We start from the raw sequence: 24468 nt of genomic DNA, 5'->3' as shown, positions 1-24468 counted from the left end.
TATTTAAAATAAAATCAACAACAATAGATAGTAATTTATAAATAAGTTTAAATCACCTGAAAAAGAGACCTGAGTTTCTTATTTCCACTCAGATCTCTAAACAATTCTAAATGTCGTGTCCTCTTTAGTTATAGATATCACCATTACCATATGTACAACAGGTATGATCAACTTAAATCATATACAACCCATACATCTCCAAATCGTAATTTGGAACGCATTTCTTTATAAACAGGACAATCAAAGTTTTTACCAGATTGCTTTTCTCGATAAATGCGATCACATCCGAAATTCTCTAACTCTTTTATTTGGCGATTTAAATTTTGGTCTTTTGTACTGACTCTCGCATATCCAAAAATCACATTCTCACATCCAATTATTTGAACAAGTCTGTTTTAACACTTATATGCATTGATAGTACTACATTTCCATCTGTTTGGACAGAGTGTACTCTTATTGGACAAAAGTGAATTAAATATTACTCATTACCAAATTTCATTATAGTTTTTTTAGTTAAACAAAGACTTTATATAAAAGTTTAGACTCACTATATTTGCCGAGAAGTACAATATAGAGAAAAACAAATAATTCTATCAACACGCCACCTAAAAACTCACACCAAAGTATATTGAATTCAATATATGTTCCTCTGTTCCTGGTTTTTTCAAGAAAACTTTATATGCGTGACATGCGTCTATTATATATTTTTTATTATAGTCTTTCATTAGAATAAGTAGGAACTAAGGAACATAAACGCGTGGCCCATTGGTATTAAGCGATTTACTTGTTCCTTTTTGCTAAAAATAAACAGGGACATCTGAGGAACATTTGGGGGTAAAAAGGAACAAAATACCGAAATTTACTTGCATCTATGCAAAATAGATCTTTTGTTCTTGTATCCTTAATGATGTCAAAATCACAAAAATTACTTGCATACATGCAAAAATAGCTCTAAAAAAGGAACATCTCGACCAAAAAAGGAACATTTTAAGCGAAAAAGGAACAAAGCAGGAACATAAAAGCACTACTATTGAAGTAGTAATATAAACAAGGCGACAACAGTGAATTAAATATTACTCATCATCAAATTCATTCTAGTTTTTTAGTTAAACAAGGACTTTATATAAAGTTTAGATTCTCGACATTTGCCGAAGTAATCTATAGATAAAACAGATAATTCTATCAACACGTCACCCAAAAACTGCACCAAAATATATTGAATTCAAAATATGTTCCTCTGTTGCTGTTTTATTTTAGAAAACTTTATATGCGTGACACGCATTTATATTAATTATTTATAATCTTTTATTAAAAAAAGTAGGAACTAAGGAACATAACTCTGTGAACCCTTGAATTATAAGCATTTGTATGTTCCTTTTCACCTTGAAATGCAAGAAACAAAGCAAGCTTATTCGTTTGAATATAAAAAAAACATTGAACCATTATATATATTAGCGGTCTTTTCCCACGAAGAGCATCCAAACCATGACACTTGATAACAACTATTAATGCACTATTTTTAATCTGAAATAATAAAGACAATACTAATACTGTAAGAATTGGAAGGATTATATGGCCGAAAAGAAAAAAAGAGATAATAAAGTACAAGTCTGCCAATCAAATGATTTAATAGAAGCAATTTATGAAGAAGGCCTAACGGCAACGGAACACAAAATTATTCGATATGCCGTAGCAAAGATTAATAAATCACCAGATCAATTCCCGAATGTATCATTTACAGTTCTTGAGTTTATTAATGCTGCCGGTTTATCCGGCAACAGCTATCATGGTAAAGTTAAAAAAATAGTCGGGGAGCTAAAACGAAAACAAATTCGAATAAAGCCAAGGGAGCACGATTGGGGGTTCCCATGGTTTAAAGAAATCATTTATAAAAACGGCATGGTGCATATTACGTTTAATGATTTAATCAAGTCTTACTTAATCTACCTTTCGGAACAGGAGAAATATACGAAATATGCATTTGCCACAATCGGTCACATGCAAAGTCCATATACAATTCGATTATTTGAGCTGCTGCAACAGTATGCCATGATTGGTCATAGAAAAATCAAATTAGAAAAACTAAAAGAACTCTTAGGGGTCAAAGGTAAATATAAAGAATACGGTCATTTTAAATCAAGAATACTACAAAGCGTAAAAAAAGAACTTGATAATATTAACGTTCTTACCTTTACGTTTGAAGAAATAAAAATGGTTAGAAGAGTGGACGAAATATATTTTGATATTAAAATAAATGATGATTTAAACACGGCAGGAAATGTAAAAGAAGATGAGCTAAAGACGTTCTCGGAAAAACAGGCTAATAAAAAAGAGAATCAGGAAGAGAAAATGACAAATAAGACAATCGACATTACACTTCGGATATCTTTAAAGGACGAGACTGATAAGTAACGTGAAGGTGTTATAATAATCTTAGGAAGGAATTATTATGCTAGAACGAAGAATCATCAGAGACGTGATTTGCGCTAATTTTAATAGGAATGCAGTAACATTTGACAAAGAAGGTAATGCGTATCGCTATTTCGATTGTAGCAGTGACATTGTGCATAAAATAATAAAAGAACAATAATGAGGAGTGAATCTTATGTCCACAACTGACCAAAATTCAAAATATCCAACATTAAAATAATTAATGGCAGGAATCATAGAAGAAAATCAGCACGAAGAAGTTGATTCCGAAGGGAACAAAATCTGGTGATAACGGATGAAACCCGTATCGGTTTCTTTTTATCATTAATAGGCATTGATTACTTAAACACCTCACCTACAATAAGAGCAAGTTCTTCATGCGAAGGGAATTAAAGTGAGTTATTACACTTTTCAGCGTAATAATCTACTTTGTATTGTTTATACTCTCGGCCAAGACATGTTCACACCAAAAACACACCTATTAAAACACAGAAGTAATTAAATACACCTAGTCGAATGTACAGATGTAAAGTTATAAACCAAAACTTTATATATATATGATTATATACTATTCTTTTTATTTATTTAGTTTTATATAAATAAGTGTACATCTGTACATTTCATATATAAAGCACTGATGGGATAGTGTTTTAATGTGTACAAAATTTGATTTTCAGCTGTACATTTGCTGTACACTGTGGTTCGTTTCTGTACATCGTTCTCCTTTTTCTGTGTCCTCGTACAAATTATTGCTACCTATCTGTACAAAACTGTACGTATTTGTACAAGATTGTACAGAAAATCGAACGAAATTTGTACTTGTTTATATTGTCTTGCAAGGGAGCTTAAGCCCCCTATCTTCTGTGAATCACGCCCGAATATATCCTCTATACCTTGGTTTACGTTTGAAATCTCGCTTCTTCTGAGTATTCGCACCATTGTAATGACTGGCATACCACGGATTCGTTTTTCCATTTTTGTTTGGCCCATCTAACCCAAACGTTGTGATTAACGGTTCGTCATCGTCCATGTTACCATTTGATACTGTTGCGGCGTCCTTACTGTTAGATTTATTAATCCATGAGTCGCCTTGTTCACTGATAACAGTCGATAGTGTATCTTTAAATGTACGTTTCCCCATTAGTTTTCCACTAGGGTTGTTCATCTCTGACCATTTCTCATAGATAGCATACAAGAAATCAGTTGGTAATAAATCCCAAACGAATTCTTCTTTTAATTCGTTCCAAAACTCCATCACAGAATTGTTCTTTTCGCGGTAACAATCCAGTAACTCTGCAGAACGTGCCGGTACGATGAACTCATCGAAATCCATGTTCAATGCCTTGTGCAGTACGTATTCCAATACTTCCTGTTGGTTGATATAGTCATCTTTGATGTATGTTCTTTCCCCATTGTTTGTAAAAGACTTCAAGAAAGGCACGAGAATAATGCGGCGATAAAACGACTCGGATTTATCTTTTGTTTTCGGCAAACCGTTCATCATCTGAATATTCGACCCGTTAAATTGGATACGTAATGGCTGTCCATACTTTATATTAATATTGATGTCATCGCCCGTAACTGACGCCTTGTAATCTTTCACACTATCAATATAAATATCTACGTCGTTTTCATCTGCAATGTTCGCCGCAACATTTACAAGGCTCGACTTCAAGAACTCATGATTAAAGTCTGCAACAGAGAGTGACGCGTAATTACCTTTACCTAATAAGTTTTTTATCAATTGACCGACAGTCCCTTTCCCGTTGTTTCCCTTTTCAGAATAGAACCATATTGATTTATGCCGCGAATAGTTAGGTTGTAAGCAGTCTGCAATGACCTGCCACATTAAAGTTGTTGAACCCGCGTCATTGTCCATGATTTCGCGTAGCCATGACTCTACGTCCCACTGATACCCGTCCGGTGATGTCTTCACAGGGTTAATTGGATGCGCTTTGTACTCCACCGGAATTTTTGTGAGATACACATACTTAGGGTTAAACGGCATTAGTTGTCTCGTTTTCTGATCGTAGATCCCATTGTTTACCGCAAACAAATGACGTTCCTTCGTCTGCTCGACTCTCGGTACTGACCTTTCGATCTTGTGGATCACTTTGTCCATTTCGCGCTGATCAAATTTTGGCGCCAGACGTTCCATTACCTCGTAAAGATACCCCCTGCTCTTATTATATATCCCCATCTTAGTCGATGCTTTGCTAATATCGTGCAGAGCTAGCAGCGTATCCTCCTCTCGTTCCGTCGTTTGAATGTTTCGGAATGTAAATATAGACATCATTATGATGGCCACGTCATCAAAGTCCAGCTTGTCAGGAATTCGCTTTTTTCCTGATTTAATGGTCATGTTGAATTCTTCTACGAATTGTATTTTGGATTTAAGTGCTTCTTCTCCAACATCTAATAGAAAACTTTTATTAATTTGCTCTGGAAGTTTTAGATCGTTCAAAAACCGCGAAAGGTACTCAGGAACGTAAACATCATCGGGTACTTGCACACGACGGTTCGTATGGCTGTCATCATCGCTACTTCCTACTGCATCCCCATCGGCGATACTTCCACCATTACCACCGGCATCATTATCACTCATCGTTTCATCATTATATTCATCGCCATTCGATATGAATTTGATTCCTTCATCGTATATAACTCTTTGTTTTTTTTCGGAATTAATGTTAATATTAGTAGTAGATACCATGGTTGTGTCGACCATATGGCATACACCTCTCTCATTTTTTGTTTGGTGATGTGTCTTGTACAACTCGAAACCAAGTAGTTCTGACCCTGGACCGGTCAGTAACTTTAAATCTGTATCTAGCTCCTGTTGCCAATGTCGCATCGAGGGCTATTTTTTTGCATCTATAAAAGAATTGATTAGATTCAGTGCTTTCTCACTGATCTACAAAACCATCGCGGGGTTTCGCATGGTTTTTGTTATGTCTTCCCTGATTAGAATGGCCACCATCTATTTACACTTGAAGTTGATAACGCTGCCTAAAGATTTCCTCATGAAGTTTTTCAATTGCCAAATCTACAACATCCTGTTTGTGTACACTTCCAAGTGATATCTGTCCTTGAAAATGTCCTATTAATTCATCGATTTTAACTGCATTTTCTTCCTTTATACGAACCCCTGAAAAAACTCTCCCCTTCGACATATCCCCAAACCTCCTTTTTCTTTGTTAATACAAGGATAAACTATGAGATTACCTGCTATCAATAGTTCACCAAGAACATTTGTGCACATGGAGATAAGAATGTTTAATAAATTTTCTTGACAAATCTTTTGAACTATGAACAAAGTGATAGACATTTTCACATTACTTCATTCATCAAAAAGGTAATAAGGATAATTGTATCCAATAATTTTATGTTAAAATGAAACATGTTGAATCAAATTATTTGATTAGTGTGATAAAATCAGATTTTTAAGTTGTAAAGGGAGGCTAACTATGACAAAAATTGAGTTAAGTTACAATATAAATGAAGAGGATATTCAAAGTTTGGCTAATAATTATTACGAAAATAGCTCAAAAGCTAAAAAGGCAAAAAAATGGACTGTTCTAAGCGTGTTATTAATATCACTTATTGTATCTTATCCAATCTCTCTCATTATAGGGGATGGTATTTATGTGTATTTGTTATTAGTGCTTATTTGCTTCATAACCACTCCTGTTCTAGCTCTTAAAGAACATAGAAAAGATGCTTTGAAAAATACATACAAGCGTTTGACGAAAGATAATACCGGTTTGCTGGGTGACTACCGCACAACACTATCTGAAAATGACATTCATGTTAAAGTACATCCTAATGACCAAAAGAAAGAAAAAAATATGGCAAGTAACTGGGGAAATGTTGATTATTACAGCAAAGAGGATAATTGTTTTTTAATTTACGCAGATAGTATTGATTTTGTTTATCCTGTCAAAGCTGACGAACAGTATGAAGACGTTAATCAGTTATTAAAAAATAAATTACCATACAGAAAAAAATAATAGAAAGTAGTACTTGTTGCAAAACCAAGTGGATCACCGTATCGTCAACTGTTATTTAGTTTAATAGAAACAATAATAAGGGGTTTTTTTACATATGATCGCAAAATTCGATATAACAGATAAAGACTTAATTGCTCAGCAAAAAAATGCTATAAAGAATACTAAATTCCATAAGAAATCTAGAATAATGCAATTAGTTGTTTTTTTTGTATTTGTAGTGTTCATTTTATTTATTTATGGTTTCTCAAAAAATGATCTAATACTTGGGATGGTGCTATGTTTAATTGTCGCTCCATTTTTATGGAACTCTTATGAGAGGGCTATATTAAAACGGTTCAAAAAAGATATTTTTAAACATCATAAAAATAAAATGGGGAATTTTACTTTAATCCTATCTGAAGATGAATTTAAAAAAGAATCTACAAATCTAACAGAAATAATTAAATGGAAGGATATTCAAAAATTTGAAGATGATGATGATCTATATTTCTTGTATATTACAGACTTACGTGCAATAACAATAAAGAAGGAACCAGACAACATGAATCATAAAGAAGTAAATGAGTACCAGACATACATAGAAAACAAAATTAATCAAATATAAATGAATTAGTTTTACTAGGAGGCAAAAAGTTGATAGCGAAATATAATTTAACAGAAAAAGATTTGATTGCTCAGCAAAAAAACGCAATATCAAAAACTAAATATCATATAAAAACTAAAACAATATATACAATAATATATTTTTTATTAATTTATCTTTATTTATTCATTACTCATACACCAGGGGATTCAATATGGTTTGGAATAACTGTTTCTATAATATTTTCCCCCTTACTATCGATAATTTATAGGCATGGAATGATAAATCGTTTTAGAAAAGATGTACTTAGACATCATCAACATTTAACAGGGGATTTTTCTTTAGTTCTATCTGATGATGAATTGGTAAAGGAATCTAAAAATTCAACGGAGAGATTTAATTGGAGTGAATTTAATCAAATTAAAGAAGATAATGACCGTTATTATCTATATATAACTGATTTGAAAGCAGTCACAATAAAGAAGGAACCTGAGAATATGAATGAAAAAGAAACAAAAGAATTACAGGCATTAATTAATAGAAAGAAAAATAGTGGGTAAGGCCATCCGTCAATGACCTTGCCTACTAATCTTAGTATATTTTTAATTTACGATTGATCGTGATAAACAACCTGAAATCTCAAATCGTCATCCTGCTGAACACACTACTCTTATGGCTTCGTTACACTCAGCCTCTGTAACCATCGTCGAAATTCGTCCTGTTCTGCTTGTGTGAAAGTATGGTGTTGTAGCTGGCCATCTTCAAAATAATAGATACTAATTTCATCGTTTTCTACAACTTGAGAATAAACAATCGTTTGCTTATTCCCTTCTAGACCATTGACGAAGCCGACTTCTCCCACTTTGTCGTCTCCTAAATATGTTAGAAAGGCAACTTTCTCCAAAGCGCGTGTTCCTGTTCCCTTGTTTTCTGCCACTTTAACTTCAGCGTCCTTCGTATCAACCACGAAGCCCTCATCGGTTCTAATTTTAATTAGATCAATAACCATATCCGAATCAGTGGCTTTGTTGACAATCTCTTGATAGGTAGCCGTTCCTTGTTCAAGCGTGATTACGCGCAAATCACTTTCTTTTTGGTTAGTCATACATATCTCCCTCTCTTCTATTTATTAGACAGCGTAGTACATTCAAAGCATGTGAGCTGTCTAATATATAAAGAGAAATTCAACGAGAAAAAGTAAACCGCGACAGATAAAAAATCCACCATTTCTACATGGAAGAAATGATGTTGAACTACGATTTGGGTTCTATAATTTATGTTTGCCTTTCAATAGCTTGACTTCCTCTTTCAGATTGTTTCGCTTCGCCTCGATGCGTTCTACTTTTCTACCTGTTATAAAAGATAAAAACACGACTGTGAAATAAAAAAGGTATGATGTCTCCTTTTGAATGACGCCCATAATTAAGAACCACCCCTCTCTAATGTAATTATTAGATTTTGTCTATAGTTTACGGAATAGCAAAAAAACAGTCAATCATATCCAAGACCAGGAGAAGTAAAAACTATTCTTGATGTTACTCCTGCTTAGCATCCTAACCAGTAGCTGTATCTTTAAGTTCGTTTTTTCGTTAGCAGATCTATTTTCCCCAACCCCGGATCGCATCCCGTAACGACACCATTGCGCATCTTATATTCATGGCTTACAGCACAACATAAACACGCCATGTAACACGGTCTGCTTATCAAATGTGCGCATGCACGGTATTGTACATCATATGCGTATCTCATATCGCATGGTATACCAAATGGTATAAATGACAGGTATATGTTCATGGAGTGTCGCATAGCATATGTATCCTATGTGATATATCGTGCGAAATACAGTTAAGTTTATACTGCATCACATGCGGTGCGTATCTCATATGCACAGCATATGTCATGGAATATGTTTCTTATATGATAGGTATATCATAAATATTTTGTGTGCATGAGATGTTGCACCGCATATCGCACCGGGTGTGCATACCGTGATTCACGCTATGAAAGTGTGCACTGTCTCTTTTTTTTGACCAGCAGATCCTTCTTTTTGGTAGTACCAGACTACAAAAACCCTTTTCTGGCAACGTTTCAAGAGCAACGCGCGCCTTCTATGCGGGTCCCGCGCCCGTCGGTGGTCTCTCTTGCCTTCTCTCGCTATCGCTCGTATAACCGCTCCGGGCTTCCCGCAAAGAAGTCACGCAAAAAGCTGTTGAATCAAGGGCAGCAAGGGATTTTCGAGCGGGTCCCGCGTCGGTCGGTGGTCTTTCTTGATTCGCTCGCTACCGCTCGTATAACCGCTCCCTCCTTCCCCCTCGGAAATCCCTGAACGACACCTCTTACAAACAGCGCGGAGCCTTCCTCCGCTCGGTGCTTTTTCCTGACTTTTTCTACTCGCACTTTGTGCGTACAACTATATAATTTTTGACATACAAGCGCCTCGCCTTATTTCCATCAGGGCACGCTGTTTGACAAGGTGTGACTCTCCTGAAAGACCTTTTCTCCGGACGATCCGCTCCCCGTTCGGTCCGCTTCTCTTTTCTTTAAGATCTTATTTTTGGACAGCTTCCCCTACCTGATTTTTTGGCAACACCGCTTCTTTTTTATCTATTTAGAGCTGCACTTCTCGGCGAAATCCCGCACCGCATCTCTGCACGAAATTCGCCCTTCCGCTCACGCAATCGATGCTGAAATCGTGCCGGTAGACGCCCGCTTATCCCCGAATATGCCGTCATACGCATATTTCTTGATGTGATGGCGGGCATATTTTCGGAATCCTACAACGGCGGGCTTTATGCGGGGCGGAATATGCGGCATATTTGTGGTGGTATCCGCCCCGGAGTGTCGTACCGCCAGTCGCACCGAGGGTTTGTCGGGGTGGTTCAATATACGGTGCGTGATTCGGTACGTGGTAGGGGAAAGAGCATAAGGGGGACGTATGACAAGCCTCGCTACGCTCATTTGTCAGTCAGCATAGCTGACCGTCCCCCTCACTGCGTCGAGCTTCGCTCTCCTTGCCCTTCCACTTCGTTTCAGGGTGCTCATTCGAAAGCTCCTGTTCGTCACTTTCTATTTAATAAAAAGCAACCCTACATGACGCAACGACCAATCGCGGTCGTTGCTCTATTCCGGTAAAAACAATGGGCTTCGCCCACCACGTATTCCCGCAAAACGCTTGCACCTTTTTCGTACATACGTGATAAATCCATCTGTATGCACGCCGGTCAGAAATACCGGACAGAAGAACCATTCTCGGTGTCAAATCAAGAGCAAAACCCAGTCTAAAAATAAAAGTGATACAGTGTCACTATGTCCGATAAAACAATAGAAATTAATTTAATAATAATGAAGATGTAAAGATGTAGTAGTTATTCACTCAGACTTAATGAAGCTAGGTTTCAATCGATGTATTGCTGCAAAATATATTTCATGTTGTCTATGAAGCTCATTTAACGTTTATTGTTAATAACACATTATAAATTACCAAGGTGGTAATTTATGAAAAATACGTATCGTCGTGCATGTTGTCAATTTAATCCTATTGGAATTTATCGGTATTTTCATGTTTTCCTCTGTAGCAAATATAAGTCCAGCCCAAGACCACATTGGTGAAATGTTCGCACTCTGTTTTACTATTTTTCTACTCATGTGGGCAATTAATTCTTGGTTCCAATACAAGAAGCAAAAATGGATTCTTCCAATATCTGGAGCCACCCTTTGCCTCGCCATCGTTCTGTTTGTCGGGGGTGTTGTCATGCCATTCCTATCCGAAATTGTTACTAAATAATCCTGCAACCTGAAAAAAAGAGTCAAGTTGAGGGCAAGGGTGACAGAATCCAAACCGGAATCTATTGAAGAAGAGTCGTAGAATGTGGAGCGTGACCTCTTTGGTGAATCTTGGGAAAATGTAGCGGAATTGTCAGAAAAACTAAGACCAAGTGACATAAACCAAGTGACATAGAAATATATACAAAGTTGTTCTATAACCTAAACAAAGAAGTGGTTGCAATTCAGATTTGAACAGCGCGTTGAACTCCAACAAAGAATGCTCAACATAGCCCATGAATTAGAAACACATAACCCGGTACCCTACGGTAAAATAGGTGACAAAATTCTAGAAGGTTATGAAGGAGATGGACCATTTTGGGATGCTATGACATTAGCTAAAGAGATTGAGAACGGAGACCAAAATGAAAAAAAGTTCAATGAACGTAAACGCTTTATAGCTTATTTAGATACTCATTATAAAACAAGATATTAAGGAATAGAATCCCGCACCATAATACGGTGCGGGGTTTTGCTATTCCCCCGAGGTTGCGCCTTGCACAACCGATAAACGGTTAAGATATAAGATAAAAAGCGTATTTACAGGAGGAATGGCCTTATTGTCAAAGTGACACGCCCGCTGATTAGATCGAAAATGATATAGACATACTCAATGTGATTAAAAACGCAAAGCAAAGGAGCAGTAATTATGGCAAAATCAAAATTCTATACGGTACGAAAAGGGCGCCAACCCGGAAGATAAAAGGATTCAAGAGTGTCGAATTCAAGAGCTTCGCTAGTGAAAACATTGCAGAAGACGCACTGATCCAAGATGCGGAGATTTTCCAAAAGTACATGACTTTTTAGCTCGAGGTATTCAAAGGGCTTCAATTCCAAATTAGAATATTAAAAACCCTCTCTGCTCCATAAGAGCAAAGAGGTCAAAACCTTGGTATATTAGGTTTATTAACGTTTTGAGAACTATTCAGGTAATTTGTAAATATGTTCAATCCATTGGAATCCATTTATATCAGCGTTTTGAAAAATTCCGATAAAAGTGGATGAAAAAAGTTTGAAATCAATATTACTTGAACCAATTAGAACCAAGTTGGATGTCAGTTGAGTACACTTGTTATTTTAAACGTAAATTATTATTTTATTGTCTCGATTATTCTATATAATCATATTCCTCACAAGTAAGTGACAGAACTTCAAATAATTCGGCATAAATTTCATTATATAGATGATTTTATCGTAATATGTCTCGCACTAATTTTTAACAAGACAAATTGTAATATTAAGTGCACCACCTAAAGATATGGATAAAATAAAACAACCCATAACAGCTTCGTGTTAAATGTAAGTTACCAACAATTAACGGTGGGCTATTATGAGCTACAATCAACTTACCAAATTTGAACGAGCACGTGTAGAAACGTTATATAATCAAGCAGAATCTATCCGTACAATCGCACTCTATTGGAGAAACTCTATTATATATCACATCGAAATCTTGCGGTCTCTTATAAAGAATACTTATAATCAATTCTCCCGAATAAGCTAATAACCAACAAACATAAAACAAGCTGTCTTTTACCGACTTTGTACTAATAGAACAGGTAACTTTTATTTTCCGTCTTTATGAACAACTAAAAATTATAAAGTCAGTTAAAAAACTAAAGAACACATTGACTTTTTAAAGTTAAAAGCAATACTTTTATATCCATTCTCTATAAACCAATCTAATGGACATAGAATCTAGTAAAACTTCTTTGTTTCCACCTCTATTTTTTGAAGACAGACCATATTAATTTGCTTTTATCAATTTCATAAAAAAAACAATAAAATTTATGTCTAGATAAAAATCCTCAGGTATAAACGAAGAAATAAATTAATCTGCCAAAAGTAATTAAACCTCCCCTCTCCATTAAACTTAAATTTATAAATACACCCTGATAGGAATGGGCCATCTCAAACAGCTAACTCTGGAATATACCCTACATTTCTTCATTCCGGTTCCAAATGTTAGTTCAAGTTATTAAGATATTATTCATATCTTAGTGATTCAATCGGATTCAGACGAGATGCTTTATTTGCAGGTAAAATACCAAAAACAATCCCAATAATCATCGAGAATAACAGCCCACCCAAAATAATCGGCCACGAGACTAAGGATGGCCACCCTGCAAAATAAGACACAAGATAGGCAGTCCCTCCTCCAAGCAGAATTCCAATTGTTCCACCAATGAGAGTAAGGATGACTGATTCGACTAAAAATTGAAATAATATTTGATAGCGAGTTGCTCCAATAGATATACGAATTCCAATTTCACGCGTTCGTTCGGTTACCGAAACAAGCATAATATTCATAACACCAATCCCACCAACTAATAGTGAGACACCTGCTATACTTCCGATAATAATCGTCATGATTCTCGTGATTTGTCCAATTCCCTGTACAATCTGCTCCATGTTAGCAACCTGATATGCTTCCTCTTTATTATGCTCACGGTTCAACATATCAGCGGCCTGACTGCCAACATCTTGGAGATCTTCTGCTTTCTCAATTTGTAAAGTGACTTGACTTATATCATTGGAGGCAAATACAGTCCGCCATGTATTCCATGGTAGATAAATTTCATTCATACCTAGAGATAATAGACCACTTGGTTCTTCCAGTATGCCAACGATTTCCACGGGTTGCGATTGTATATAAATCACCCTACCTATTGGATTCTCACCATCAAATAATTCATCTTTGATAGAGGGGCTAATAACTGTTGTACGCTTTCCTGCTAGAAAATCAGCTGATAAAAGATTTCTCCCTTGTCCCAATTTTAATCCATTCACTTCCAAATAAGCCTGGTTAATTCCTGTTATGGAGGCCTCAACTGTTTCTTCTTGATACCGGATATTGCCGTATTCTGAACTAGTTGCGATAACATTTTTCACTTCTGGAATCGATGCAATAGCCCTAATATCCTCTTCTGTGAAGGGATCCATAGTTAGCGCGTCTGGATCTGCCTGTAACTCTTCATCGGATGGCATATAATATAGATCAATAGTATTTCCAGATCCGATAATTTGCGATTTAAGTATTGCTTCTCCAGCCTGTCCAATAGCGATAACAGCAATAACTGACCCAACACCGATAATAATGCCTACCATAGTTAATATGGAACGCATTTTATGAGCACGTAGTGAGGATAGAGCCATTTTAATGTTTTCAAAAAAACTCATCCTTCTATACCCTCCGTTTCTTGCTGTACAATTTCCCCATCTCTTACAAGCACGATTCGGTCTGCATATTCAGCAATTTCAGGTTCATGAGTGACAAGAACAATCGTTGTTCCTGCTTGATTTAGTGCGGCAAACAAATCCATCACTTGAACACTTGTTTTTGTATCCAGTGCTCCTGTCGGTTCATCTGCCAAAATGATATCTGGTTGATTTACGATAGCCCTCGCAATTGCTACTCGCTGTTTTTGCCCTCCTGATAATTCGTTTGGAAAATGATTCATTCGTTCGGCTAATCCTACTTTTTTTAATGCCTCAGCCACCTTCTCTTCTCTCTCCTTTTTTGATTTTCCCATATAAATCATCGGAAGCTCTACATTTTTCCAAGCATTGAGCCTAGGCAGTAATTGAAACTGCTGGAAGACAAATCCAATTGAACGATTTCTTACTTTCGCCAAATCATTTTCTTTGTATTCAAAAATTTCCTCTCCATTTAGCAAATATGTTCCACTTGTTGGATGATCTAGACAACCAATAATATTCATTAAGGTTGATTTTCCTGATCCAGAAGGACCCATTATTGCCACAAATTCACTAGCTTTTATATGTAAATCAATGTCTTTTAAAACATCAATCGTTTCATTTAAAATAGAATAACTTTTTACAAGGGAGGATAGTTGGATCATTTGATGCTCACATCCATACCATCTTCAATTGTATCAGTTTGATCCTTAATAACCAGATCTTCATTTGTAACTCCATCTGTAATTTCAATCGACTCTTTTGAAGCGGTATTTACTCCTACTTCACGACTCTCTACTTTCCCGTTATTGACTACATGCACGTAATTGGTTTGGCCATTCTGTTTAATTGAAGTGATTGGAAGTGTATTTGCGATCCGTTCATCGGTTGTAATTTCAACAATTATTTGAAATCCTGGCTTTAAATTTATATTCTCTGATGCAACTGTTATTTCAATCGGATATTGTACACCCCCCCCTCCATTTGTACCACTACTTTCTATCTCTTTCGGCAAATCAGAGATAAAGCTGACTTCACCTTCCCATGTTTGGTTAGGAACTGTATCGGAAGAGAGCGTTACAGGATTTCCTTCTTCAATTTTTAATGAGTCGTATTCAGAGATAAAACCTTCTATAATCATTTGGTCCAATGTGCCTATCCGGATAATTGGCTGTTGTTCCATTTGATTTGAACCAACTACCACCTGATCATTCACTTCGAGTACCTTTCCCGCAATTTCACTTTTTATTTCCAGATCATTGATTTGATCCTGCAAAGACTCTTTTTGTAGCTGTAACTGTTCTACCTCAATATATGCCTGCTGCTCCTGAAGCTTAATATTATCATGTTCAGCCTGGAGCTGTTCATTTTTTTCATCATCTCTCAGCAAGTCATCTATAACTTCATGCTGTTTACGCAAATCATTGACCTTTAAATTCGCAGACTGAAGCTGCAATTCATTTTGATCTTGTTCCAAATCCAGCTGTGTATTTTCATAAAAAATTAGCGGTGTACCACTTTCCACTTGATCTCCTTCATTAACCAGTATTTCTTCCACTTCACCATTTTCAGGTGTATAGTAAATTGTTTGCTGCTCTGCTAATTTTAGCTGACCAGAGGTCATAACTGTTTCTGTGATAGTTTCTTCTTCTAATTGGGTCACTTCTACTTCTATTTTTGAATCAGCTGATGCATTCCAGATATTACCAACAATAATTAATCCTGCTATTAAAACAATAAAGATTATTACAAAAACTTTCTTCTTTTTCATTTACATCCCGCCATTCCATTTACCACAGTACTAAACAATGCAAATTTCTCAGTAGTTATCCTTTTAAGAGAAATAACTCCATATCTATCGATTGTATTCATGTTCCTATCACAAATATATCGTCAATAGCCATTGCATTCTGTACCTTCAGGCTTTTTTTCATCCGTTCAAATTGTTCACTATAGCTTACAATCATACCCACAGGTAAAGGTTTAAAACTTTTTGTTTCATGCAATATTGCTCTTTTGTTCCAACACCTATTTTAGGTAAATAATACCATGTAAAATTATAACCTATTTTCCACTATTATTCGATACATTTCTAGAATTTCCATACAAATTTTTACAAATGTTAACACTAATTAACCTTGACTTATATAATAATAAATTGAAAAATAGAAGTTGCATTCTGTTAAAATTGTTAAAAATGGAATTGATAGGGGGGAGATATATGTTTTTTAAAAGGAAAAAACCACAATGTAGTGAATGCGGAAAGAAAATTGAGCCTAACGAAGAAATTTTTTTGAAGCTTAGATATCCTTTTTATGAGGGAACAGTAAGAATTTGTAAATATATTGAAACTCAAACTACAATTTATTGTATGAAATGTTCCTCAATTTAAAATTTTTTCGATCATGCTTTAATAGAATACTATAAATGAATACTCATATTTTACTATAGAGGGATTGACTTAGGAAGTTCGATATTGTAAACACACTTGCAAACATTCATATTATTTAGTAATATAGTTTTTGTGCATGTACATAACTAAGTAAATAGGAGGGGGTGTAAATAACCATGGAAAATATACGTACTCATAAAGGAAGTCTATATGGGGTAGTTGCGGCTGCATTAGTTTTAGGTATTATTGGATTTATAGGTTCTCCATTCGCACAAGGGGATATTCTAATGATACTAGAAAATGCTGGTTACAATATTCCGACTTGGGCTGCTAATTCTTTAACTACTATTGGTGGAGTTTATGGTGCACAACAATATCTAATTGGATTACTAGGTGTATCAGTACCATGGTTTCTAGCTGCGGCAGTTGCCGTCGCAGGATCTGCAGGAGTTTAATAAAATAAATAATAAGTGGGGGAGTAGCAGCTGAGCTCCCCCTCTTATTAATAAATGGGAATATATATTGGAACCAATTATAAAAAAAGGAGAGTGAGAACATGCTGAAAAAATATAATTTGTTTTATTATTCTGGACTTTTATTAAACTTTAATGATGGGATAAATAGAATAATAAATTTAATTGTAGAAAAAAAAGTTAAGAGCCTGGCAATATTAATTCAAGTATGTATAATTAGTGGTTTAATTACTCTTAGTAGTAGCAGTATAAATAGTGATTTATCCAGTGAAGTTATACCTAATTTAGGCGGAATGGAGAATTTACTTTACATAACTTCCTTTTTTTTGGGTCTATTGGCTCCGTTAGGAATAATTTGTTCGCTTTTTATTTTTTTATATGTGGTTTCAATATTTCAAGTCTTCAATGAGAATTATGTTAAAATGAAATTATTTTCTATAGCAGTAATTTCATACATACCTATTTTATCAGGGTCTATTGTTAACCTAATTTTAAGTTTAAGTTTTGGTGTTCAACCTTATGGTTATATTACTGCTTATGGAATTTTCCAACCGGAAAACTCTATTTTAGCTTCTATTACTCAACAAGTAGACCCTTTTCAATTTTTTAGTGTCTTATCAGCGTCCTACTTATACTCAAAACTATTTAATAAAGAAAGAAAAAACACAATTTACCTTTTAATTTCCTGGTATTTAATAAATATTCTTTCTACACTTTTTATGAGGTAATAATATGAAAAGATTAAAATTAAAATTTGTTTGGATTGTTTGTGGTGTTTATTTTTCTTCTTTTATTGTAGGAATCTTTGTCAGTAATTTACATGACAATAACTTTGAATATACACCAAATCCTCTCAAAGATACATTTGTTTCAATTGACACATTAAAATATATTTTTACTAATAATATAAAGGTTTTTTTAATTTTGTTAACAGGTTTTTTTCTCTTGAAAATTCCTACAATTATTAGCTTAACATCGAATGGATTAATGCTAGGTTATTTTCTTGGAGGGTTATCATTAAATAACATTCAACACGTTTTATTGTCTCTATCTATCCATGGAGTTCCAGAAATTTTAAGTTTTTTTATAGCTGCTTATATAGCTTTTCTTGGAAGAGATGAATTCTTAGAATATAAGAAGTTTAATATAAAATTACTAGTCATAGGAGTTCTAATGGTTGGAGTAGCAGCAATACTAGAAACCTATGTTAGTCCTTATTTCATTTAGAGGTGACAACCAATGCGAGTTCTTCAAATTATTTCAGTATTATTATTATTATTAACTTCAACTTTAAAATTGAGTATTATTGATATACCACTAGACGATAATATTATTCACTATTTTTTCAACGCTAGTATTATATTAACCGGATTCAGTGTAATGTTTCCAATAGTCTCATATTTTAGAATAAAAAAATTAAAAATTGAACGAGACGGACATCTTACTTTAATTCTAAATGAGATGGTCTCAGAACAAAACACAGAGGTTTTTATTTCTCGTCAGTTGAATAATGTGGTAACTCTTTTTAAAAATAAACAGCAAATAATTATTTGCGGAAAACCAATTCTCGAGTTATTGGATAACTCACAAGTAAAATTTTTATTAGCTCATGAGTATTTTCACATAAAAAAAAATCACCTAATTAAAAACATACTTTCTTTTACTTTTGCTATATCTGGTGTGCCAATTTTACTGTTAATAATATCACCATTTTTAATATCTAGAATCTCTATACTATGGGTGCTAATAATTGCATTTATTGTATACATTTCATGTTTTATTTTTCATTTTATATTTTCGCAAAGACGTGAGTTTGCTGCAGATAAATATGCTAGTTTTATAGTTGATAGTGAAGTTGCTAAAAATACTTTAAGTATATTAAAAAAACACGCTCTCGTTCCTGAAAAGAGCTATAACATATTTGAAACGCACCCCAGTCTTAATAAAAGGATAGAAAAAGTAGCATCAAAATAACATTAATAAAGGTTTTAAGTCAAATGTTGGGGTGAGCTAATTAGATCACCCCAATTTATATTTAACCACGCTTATATATTATAAATATTAAGTGCTTTACAATACATTACCAGTTCATATGCATTACAAGCTTTTCTCTAAGGTTAAGAGCAAATCTTTATTCCAGATAAGTACCCTATTCTACAGTACTGCACGCAGTACCTTGTCTATAAGCGTGCCCGATCGCGGGAAATTGTATTGAAGAAAATACCCCATTATTTAGTACACTTTTTACACCTTTACTTAAAAATCCAATATTATACGGAATATCATTTTACTTTCCGTATACTTATGTCCTTCAGCCAAAATAGCTTTGATAGGTATTTTGAATCCTGGAAAAGCATCAACATTTTTCTTTTCTGATTCTACAAGACCTTCTGCACCATAAAATGGTGTATCAGCTTGTGGATAAAACACAAAATTTTTATGTGCGAACTTTTTTGAATTCCTCGTAGCACTTGAGTTAATTCTTAATTTTTAATAAGACCTTCTTTAATGGAAGATCGGTATAGTAATAATTAATTAAATTTTATTATAAGTTATCAAACATTATTTCAATCTATAAATAACTATGCCACAGGAGTTCATATGCATGTATTTGTGAAACTCTCAAGCGAAAAAGTACGAGTATATTATCAATTTACATCGTGCATTCAAGCTACAGTCCGTGAGCTATTCACTTGCTCGCATGTTCCAGGAGCTAATCAGTAACACATATCTTCACACGCTGAATAACGCTATGAAAATCAGCCAAACTCTATCGACAGATCTCAAACAGTGTCTGATAGAGACAAGGCTTCAGGATGCAAATAAAAGGATATAAAGACGTTTTCGTATCCATAGGATAAAAAATCTCTCTCTTTACATAATACAAAACAACATGCGGGAGTAGTCTACTCCTCGACAGGTAAATAACTCACCGAAATCCTCTGAATTCAGAACATGTTCCTTTGTTCCTAGCTTTTTCGAACAAACTCTTATATGCTTATGCTTCATGCCTATATATATTTATTTATAGTCTTTCATAAAAAAGTGGGAACAAATCAGGAACAAGATTAAGCGTATTCATTAGAAGAAAAATGCACAAATCAGATTTTAACGATCCACAATTTTTTCTGTGATTTCATAGGATTAGATGATTCGTTTTCGTCAAAAAATCTACATTATCGTTTACAAGAAAAAGACCAGGGCGATAAAGCGAAAAACCACCTCTTTTATAAGAGGTGGTTTCATGGCGCCATTCAAGGCTCTGACGCTTATGATTTCATTCTCCACGATATCTATATAATATCACATTTCCGCAAAATTACACGTATTAATTTTATCACCAACACGCGCACAACAACCGGAATTTTATTGACACTACTCGATGGTTAAACTAAACCATTCCCTTAAAATCACTCTTTACCCTGTAGACAAATAAATTCAACTTCGCCTGCCAGCAATTAAATTATTTGTTTAATGTTTTCAATCTTTTTATACTTACTCATGAATTTAATAACATCTTCACGATCGACGAGCACCTTTCCTTCTAACTCAATAACTGGTAAGCCATGTTTTTCTAGTTTTTGCAAATGACCAAAAGAGATACCGATAAACTCACAACATTGCTTTTTCGTCATGAACCTTCCAGCCCCACTATCTCTTTTAGCAGCTTCAAAAGCTTCTTTGCTTAGTTCATAGAATAATTCATAATAATTACTTTTAAACTCATCTGAGACCTGTAATGGTATGGAGCTCTCCATAAGCTTTGTCCTACCCCCTCACTTATTAAGTAAGTAAATAATTTACTTACTTAATTATATATTATCCTAATTGCTTAATCAACACTTTAGTTAGAAAAATATTTACTTGGTAAAGTTAACGTGTGATAATGATGATAAACAAACATGAAAGGTGAGGTAACTTGTTAATGGATGCTAAAGAATTTGGAGCCAAACTCAAAGAGATTCGAAAAGAGAAAAACATAACTTTAATCGACTTAAAGGCACGAACCGGTTACTCAGATTCATATTTATCTCAAATCGAGAACGGTTATAAAGGTTTACCTAAACCTTCATTATTAAGAACGCTTGCTGTAGGGTTAGACATTTCACCTATTTATCTAATGAATTTAGCCGGCTACTCTGCTTCTTACGTGGATTTTGAGAATGGTCATATTAAACGTGAAGGTATTGATCGGGGTAGAGATGAAAAACTCCTAAATAAAACGAGAAATATAGAAGTAAACCTTCCAAGTACTGAGGAAATGAAATTAGAAAACGGAGAGCAAACTATTAAAGAGTTATCAGATGACGAATTAAGAAGAAGATTATTTGACCTCCATGATCTTCTTAATATGAAGATTGACTTGTACTATAAAAATGAATTTTTAACAAATGAAGAACGCAAAAAAATTAGAAGTATGCTTGAATTGATTTTAGAATAAGTTCTTCTCTTTCCTGTATATAGCCTGCCAGCGTATTGGAAAGGAAACTATTATGGCAAACATTAAAAAGTACACAAAGAAAGACGGTACCACCGCTTATATGTTTAATGCTTATCTCGGCAAGGATCCCCTCACGGGCAAAAAGAAACGAACCACACGCCGAGGTTTCAAGACAAAAAAAGATGCAAATATTGCGTTATCTAAAATATTGGTTGAAGTCGACGAACTCGGGATCCGCCAAAATGATCAGCTGACCTTCCAGGAAGTTTTTGAAGAATGGTTTAAGCAACATCGTAGAGAAGTAAAGCCAACTACGGTGTATGCGATGGAGAGTAAATTCAACCGCAGGATCCTCCCGGTCTTCGGTCCTTACAAAATGAAAGACATAACCCGATCGCATTGCCAAAAAGCTATCAACGGTTGGGCCAAGGAGCTTAAAACCTTCAAGGATTATAAGATACAAGCAAACCAGGTCTTCCGATATGCTATGAAAATGGACATGATTAAGCGTAACCCGATGGACTATGTCACGTTACCCAAACTAAAACATGAGATGGAATATGTTGCAGAGCTGGAAGAAAAGAAGCATTACTATACCCGTGAAGAACTCAGAACCTTTTTAGAGGCGATTCAGAAGGATGACATGGCTTATACCATGTTACGGCTACTCTCCTTCACAGGAGCACGCAAGGGAGAACTGTATGCCCTGCATTGGTCGGACGTAGACTTCCATCAAAAATCGATCAGCTTGAAAAAGACATTAATTTACACCGGTGGGGAAAAGCAGCTTCAGACATCGAAAACAAAGGCCTCTCGGCGTATCGTTAGCGTTGACGATGAAACTCTGGCAATCTTAAAGAAATGGCGTAGCAAGCAAATACAACGCTATCTGACGTTAGAACTTGCTGCCCCTTTTCAGTCTGATGATAAGCAGCCCATCTTTACGGTTTATAATCAGTTAAAACATGAAATGGATTATTGTCGACTGGCTTACTTAAATGATAAACTAGAGCGAATTTATCAAAAGAATCCGGAGCTACCACAAATAAAAGTTCACGAATTCCGGCATACACATGCCAGTTTGTTGTTTGCAGCCGGGGCTTCTATCAAAGATGTACAATCCCGACTCGGCCACACCGATATTCAAACCACTATGGATATTTACACGCATGTGACCGATGAAGCGAAAGAGAAAACAGCTGAGATGTTCCAGAAGTACATGACTTTTTAGGCTCGGGGTATTCAAGGGGTATTCAATTCCAAATTAGAACATAAAAAACCCTCTCTGCTCCATAAGAGCAAAGAGGGCAAAACCTTGATATAACAAGTATATTAACGTTTTGAGAACTGAGGTGCACGACGTGCCTTTTTAAGACCGTATTTTTTACGTTCTTTCATACGAGCATCACGAGTAAGGTATCCTTCTGATTTAAGAGTAGAACGATACTCAGGATCTGCTTGTAATAATGCACGTGCGATACCGTGACGGATTGCACCTGCTTGACCAGTGAATCCACCGCCATCTACATTTACAAGAACATCATAAGTTCCTTGAGTTTCTGTAGCAGCTAATGGTTGGTTCAAGATTAAAAGTTGAGTTTCATATGGAAAATAGTCTTGTGCATCACGACCATTTATTGTTACATTGCCTGTACCTGGTACTAAACGTACACGGGCAGTTGACTTTTTGCGGCGTCCAGTGCCGTAGTATTGTACTTGTGCCAATTCATTTACCTCCCTTTAATTATCCGCGAAGCTCATAAACTTCTGGTTTTTGCGCTTGATGGTTGTGCTCTGCTCCTCTGTAAACGTGCAATTTCTTGCCCATTTTACGTCCTAGAGGTCCTTTTGGAAGCATACCTTTAACCGCGATTTCAAGCATTTGCTCTGGGTATTTAGTACGCATTTCGTAAGCGTTACGCTCTTTTAATCCACCTGGGTGGTTAGAGTGACGATAGTACATTTTATCGTTGATTTTGTTACCAGTTAATTCGATTTTGTCAGCATTAATAATGATGACATTATCTCCTGTATCAGCGTGTGGTGTGTAAGTAGCTTTATGCTTTCCACGAAGGATAGATGCTACTTCACTTGCTAAACGACCAAGACGTTGTCCTTCAGCATCCACAACAAGCCATTTGCGTTCAATATTCGCTTCATTCGCCATGAAAGTTGTGCGCATGATATTTTTCCCTCCATATATCAATCATTCATTTAAATTCGTTGTCAATATTTATATTCTAACATAATTAGATTCCGGGGCTAATCATGGTTTAGAAATAAAATGCCATATACCATAATATAACGATTAGCCGTAAAAGTCAAGCTGCCGGTGAAATAATTTATTACACATTATTGCCATTTTCTTCATAGGATACTCGCCATAAATACAAGCCTTGTGGAGCCATTGTTTTTCCTATTTGTTGACGGTTTTTGCTCGCTAACAAATCTATAATATCTTCTGGGTTTCGCTTCCCTTTACCAACATCAATAAGTACACTCATCATGATACGTACCATATTATATAAAAAGCCGCTTCCCCGAAAGATAAATTCAATATTAGTACCTGTTTGGTGACAAGATACGTGATATAACGTACGAACTTTTGATCCTTTTACTGATGACTTTGCTGAAGAAAAACTCGTAAAATCATGTGTACCTTCTAGATACTGACAGGCTTCTTGCATTCGTTCGAGATCCAGTTTTCTAGGTTCGTGGTAAACATATCCTCTCTGAAAGACATTAGGATCCTCTTCATTTAAGACAAAATAGTGATATTCTTTTTCTTTCACACTATATCGAGCATGGAATTCTTCTGTTTTCTTTTCTACCTTTTGAATTCGCACATCATCCGGTAGTAATGTATTTAGTGCTTGTTTCCAATTTCGTTCAGGGATTTCCAGTGGACTGTCGAAGTGAATTACTTGTCCAACAGCATGCACACCTGTATCCGTTCTACCGGATGCTTGAATCCGTATTGATTTACCTTTATGCATGTTGTACAATGCTTTTTCCAAGACACCTTGTACCGTCCTGTGATCTGGTTGTACTTGGAATCCGGCAAAATCAGATCCATCATACGATACGGTGCATTTTAATCTTTCCACTTACTTCAACCT

23 protein-coding genes are annotated in these 24468 nt (G+C 35.2%); 11 read left to right on the top strand and 12 right to left on the bottom strand.

The window, feature by feature from the left end:
* Positions 1 to 167: 167 nt before the first annotated feature.
* A complete protein-coding gene (locus OB_RS01020) occupies positions 168 to 362 on the bottom strand; it encodes a recombinase family protein (RefSeq protein WP_011064573.1) in 195 nt (64 codons plus the stop codon).
* Between the two features lie 1210 nt (positions 363 to 1572).
* Here OB_RS01020 and OB_RS01015 point away from each other — a divergent pair.
* Complete coding sequence (locus tag OB_RS01015) at positions 1573 to 2412, top strand: replication initiation protein (protein WP_011064572.1); 840 nt, start codon at positions 1573 to 1575, stop codon at positions 2410 to 2412.
* Positions 2413 to 3298: 886 nt separating this feature from the next.
* On the opposite strand, the gene OB_RS17815 is transcribed toward OB_RS01015, so the two are convergent.
* The gene (locus tag OB_RS17815; protein WP_081427483.1) at positions 3299 to 5284 is read right to left on the bottom strand and encodes a DNA primase family protein; all 1986 of its coding nucleotides are present in this window, start codon (positions 5282 to 5284) and stop codon (positions 3299 to 3301) included.
* A gap of 130 nt (positions 5285 to 5414) precedes the next feature.
* Complete coding sequence (locus tag OB_RS01005; protein ID WP_011064569.1) at positions 5415 to 5603, bottom strand: hypothetical protein; 189 nt, start codon at positions 5601 to 5603, stop codon at positions 5415 to 5417.
* A 294-nt stretch (positions 5604 to 5897) separates the two neighbouring features.
* Between OB_RS01005 and OB_RS01000 the strand changes: the two genes are divergently transcribed.
* The 3 genes from OB_RS01000 to OB_RS00990 all read left to right on the top strand — a co-directional run bounded on the left by OB_RS01000 (position 5898) and on the right by OB_RS00990 (position 7583).
* The gene (locus tag OB_RS01000) at positions 5898 to 6440 is read left to right on the top strand and encodes a hypothetical protein (RefSeq protein WP_011064568.1); all 543 of its coding nucleotides are present in this window, start codon (positions 5898 to 5900) and stop codon (positions 6438 to 6440) included.
* 94 nt (positions 6441 to 6534) lie between these two features.
* Entirely contained in the window at positions 6535 to 7044 is a 510-nt protein-coding gene (locus tag OB_RS00995; RefSeq protein ID WP_011064567.1) for a YcxB family protein, read from the top strand.
* A 29-nt stretch (positions 7045 to 7073) separates the two neighbouring features.
* Positions 7074 to 7583, top strand: coding sequence for a YcxB family protein (locus OB_RS00990; RefSeq protein WP_011064566.1), 510 nt, complete (start codon positions 7074 to 7076; stop codon positions 7581 to 7583).
* 110 nt (positions 7584 to 7693) lie between these two features.
* Here OB_RS00990 and OB_RS00985 read toward each other — a convergent pair whose 3' ends face one another.
* On the bottom strand, positions 7694 to 8128 hold the full coding sequence (locus tag OB_RS00985) for a hypothetical protein (protein ID WP_011064565.1): 435 nt from the start codon (positions 8126 to 8128) through the stop codon (positions 7694 to 7696).
* Positions 8129 to 11023: 2895 nt separating this feature from the next.
* On the opposite strand from OB_RS00985, the gene OB_RS00975 reads away from it, so the two are divergent.
* The gene (locus OB_RS00975) at positions 11024 to 11281 is read left to right on the top strand and encodes a hypothetical protein (RefSeq protein ID WP_011064564.1); all 258 of its coding nucleotides are present in this window, start codon (positions 11024 to 11026) and stop codon (positions 11279 to 11281) included.
* Between the two features lie 1550 nt (positions 11282 to 12831).
* Here the strand turns inward: OB_RS00975 and OB_RS00970 are convergent.
* From OB_RS00970 to OB_RS00960, 3 genes are read right to left on the bottom strand one after another with little or no spacing between them, the layout of a single operon-like run.
* Positions 12832 to 14025 (bottom strand): ABC transporter permease, encoded by a 1194-nt coding sequence (locus tag OB_RS00970; protein ID WP_011064563.1) that lies wholly within the window; start codon positions 14023 to 14025, stop codon positions 12832 to 12834.
* Positions 14022 to 14708, bottom strand: coding sequence for an ABC transporter ATP-binding protein (locus tag OB_RS00965; protein ID WP_011064562.1), 687 nt, complete (start codon positions 14706 to 14708; stop codon positions 14022 to 14024). The genes OB_RS00970 and OB_RS00965 overlap by 4 nt, the downstream gene beginning before the upstream one ends.
* Positions 14705 to 15814 carry an efflux RND transporter periplasmic adaptor subunit gene (locus OB_RS00960; RefSeq protein ID WP_011064561.1) on the bottom strand — a complete coding sequence of 370 codons (1110 nt, stop codon included), beginning with the start codon at positions 15812 to 15814 and terminating at the stop codon, positions 14705 to 14707. The genes OB_RS00965 and OB_RS00960 overlap by 4 nt, the downstream gene beginning before the upstream one ends.
* A gap of 797 nt (positions 15815 to 16611) precedes the next feature.
* Between OB_RS00960 and OB_RS00955 the strand changes: the two genes are divergently transcribed.
* The 4 genes from OB_RS00955 to OB_RS00940 all read left to right on the top strand — a co-directional run bounded on the left by OB_RS00955 (position 16612) and on the right by OB_RS00940 (position 18882).
* Positions 16612 to 16890, top strand: coding sequence for a hypothetical protein (locus OB_RS00955; protein ID WP_011064560.1), 279 nt, complete (start codon positions 16612 to 16614; stop codon positions 16888 to 16890).
* A 101-nt stretch (positions 16891 to 16991) separates the two neighbouring features.
* Positions 16992 to 17636, top strand: coding sequence for a hypothetical protein (locus OB_RS00950; protein ID WP_011064559.1), 645 nt, complete (start codon positions 16992 to 16994; stop codon positions 17634 to 17636).
* A gap of 4 nt (positions 17637 to 17640) precedes the next feature.
* Complete coding sequence (locus OB_RS00945) at positions 17641 to 18135, top strand: stage II sporulation protein M (RefSeq protein WP_011064558.1); 495 nt, start codon at positions 17641 to 17643, stop codon at positions 18133 to 18135.
* 12 nt (positions 18136 to 18147) lie between these two features.
* The gene (locus OB_RS00940; RefSeq protein WP_011064557.1) at positions 18148 to 18882 is read left to right on the top strand and encodes a M48 family metallopeptidase; all 735 of its coding nucleotides are present in this window, start codon (positions 18148 to 18150) and stop codon (positions 18880 to 18882) included.
* Positions 18883 to 19164: 282 nt separating this feature from the next.
* Here OB_RS00940 and OB_RS18245 read toward each other — a convergent pair whose 3' ends face one another.
* Together OB_RS18245 and OB_RS00930 are read right to left on the bottom strand one after the other, a co-directional pair.
* Positions 19165 to 19338, bottom strand: a complete 174-nt coding sequence (locus tag OB_RS18245; RefSeq protein WP_231846976.1) for a hypothetical protein — start codon at positions 19336 to 19338, stop codon at positions 19165 to 19167.
* 1028 nt (positions 19339 to 20366) lie between these two features.
* Complete coding sequence (locus tag OB_RS00930; protein ID WP_011064556.1) at positions 20367 to 20666, bottom strand: hypothetical protein; 300 nt, start codon at positions 20664 to 20666, stop codon at positions 20367 to 20369.
* Between the two features lie 167 nt (positions 20667 to 20833).
* Here OB_RS00930 and OB_RS00925 point away from each other — a divergent pair, with 167 nt between their 5' ends.
* A complete protein-coding gene (locus OB_RS00925) occupies positions 20834 to 21349 on the top strand; it encodes a helix-turn-helix domain-containing protein (protein ID WP_011064555.1) in 516 nt (171 codons plus the stop codon).
* 52 nt (positions 21350 to 21401) lie between these two features.
* Entirely contained in the window at positions 21402 to 22580 is a 1179-nt protein-coding gene (locus tag OB_RS00920; protein WP_011064554.1) for a site-specific integrase, read from the top strand.
* Positions 22581 to 22681: 101 nt separating this feature from the next.
* Here OB_RS00920 and rpsI read toward each other — a convergent pair whose 3' ends face one another.
* From rpsI to truA, 3 genes are all read right to left on the bottom strand, one after another.
* A complete protein-coding gene (gene rpsI, locus OB_RS00915; protein WP_011064553.1) occupies positions 22682 to 23074 on the bottom strand; it encodes a 30S ribosomal protein S9 in 393 nt (130 codons plus the stop codon).
* Positions 23075 to 23093: 19 nt separating this feature from the next.
* On the bottom strand, positions 23094 to 23531 hold the full coding sequence (gene rplM / locus OB_RS00910) for a 50S ribosomal protein L13 (protein WP_011064552.1): 438 nt from the start codon (positions 23529 to 23531) through the stop codon (positions 23094 to 23096).
* Between the two features lie 163 nt (positions 23532 to 23694).
* Positions 23695 to 24456, bottom strand: a complete 762-nt coding sequence (truA, locus tag OB_RS00905) for a tRNA pseudouridine(38-40) synthase TruA (protein WP_011064551.1) — start codon at positions 24454 to 24456, stop codon at positions 23695 to 23697.
* Between the last annotated feature and the right edge of the window lie 12 nt (positions 24457 to 24468).

It is taken from the genome of Oceanobacillus iheyensis HTE831 (assembly GCF_000011245.1).
GTDB lineage: Bacteria > Bacillota > Bacilli > Bacillales > Amphibacillaceae > Oceanobacillus > Oceanobacillus iheyensis.
This window is presented reverse-complemented; position numbering and strand designations above follow the sequence as displayed.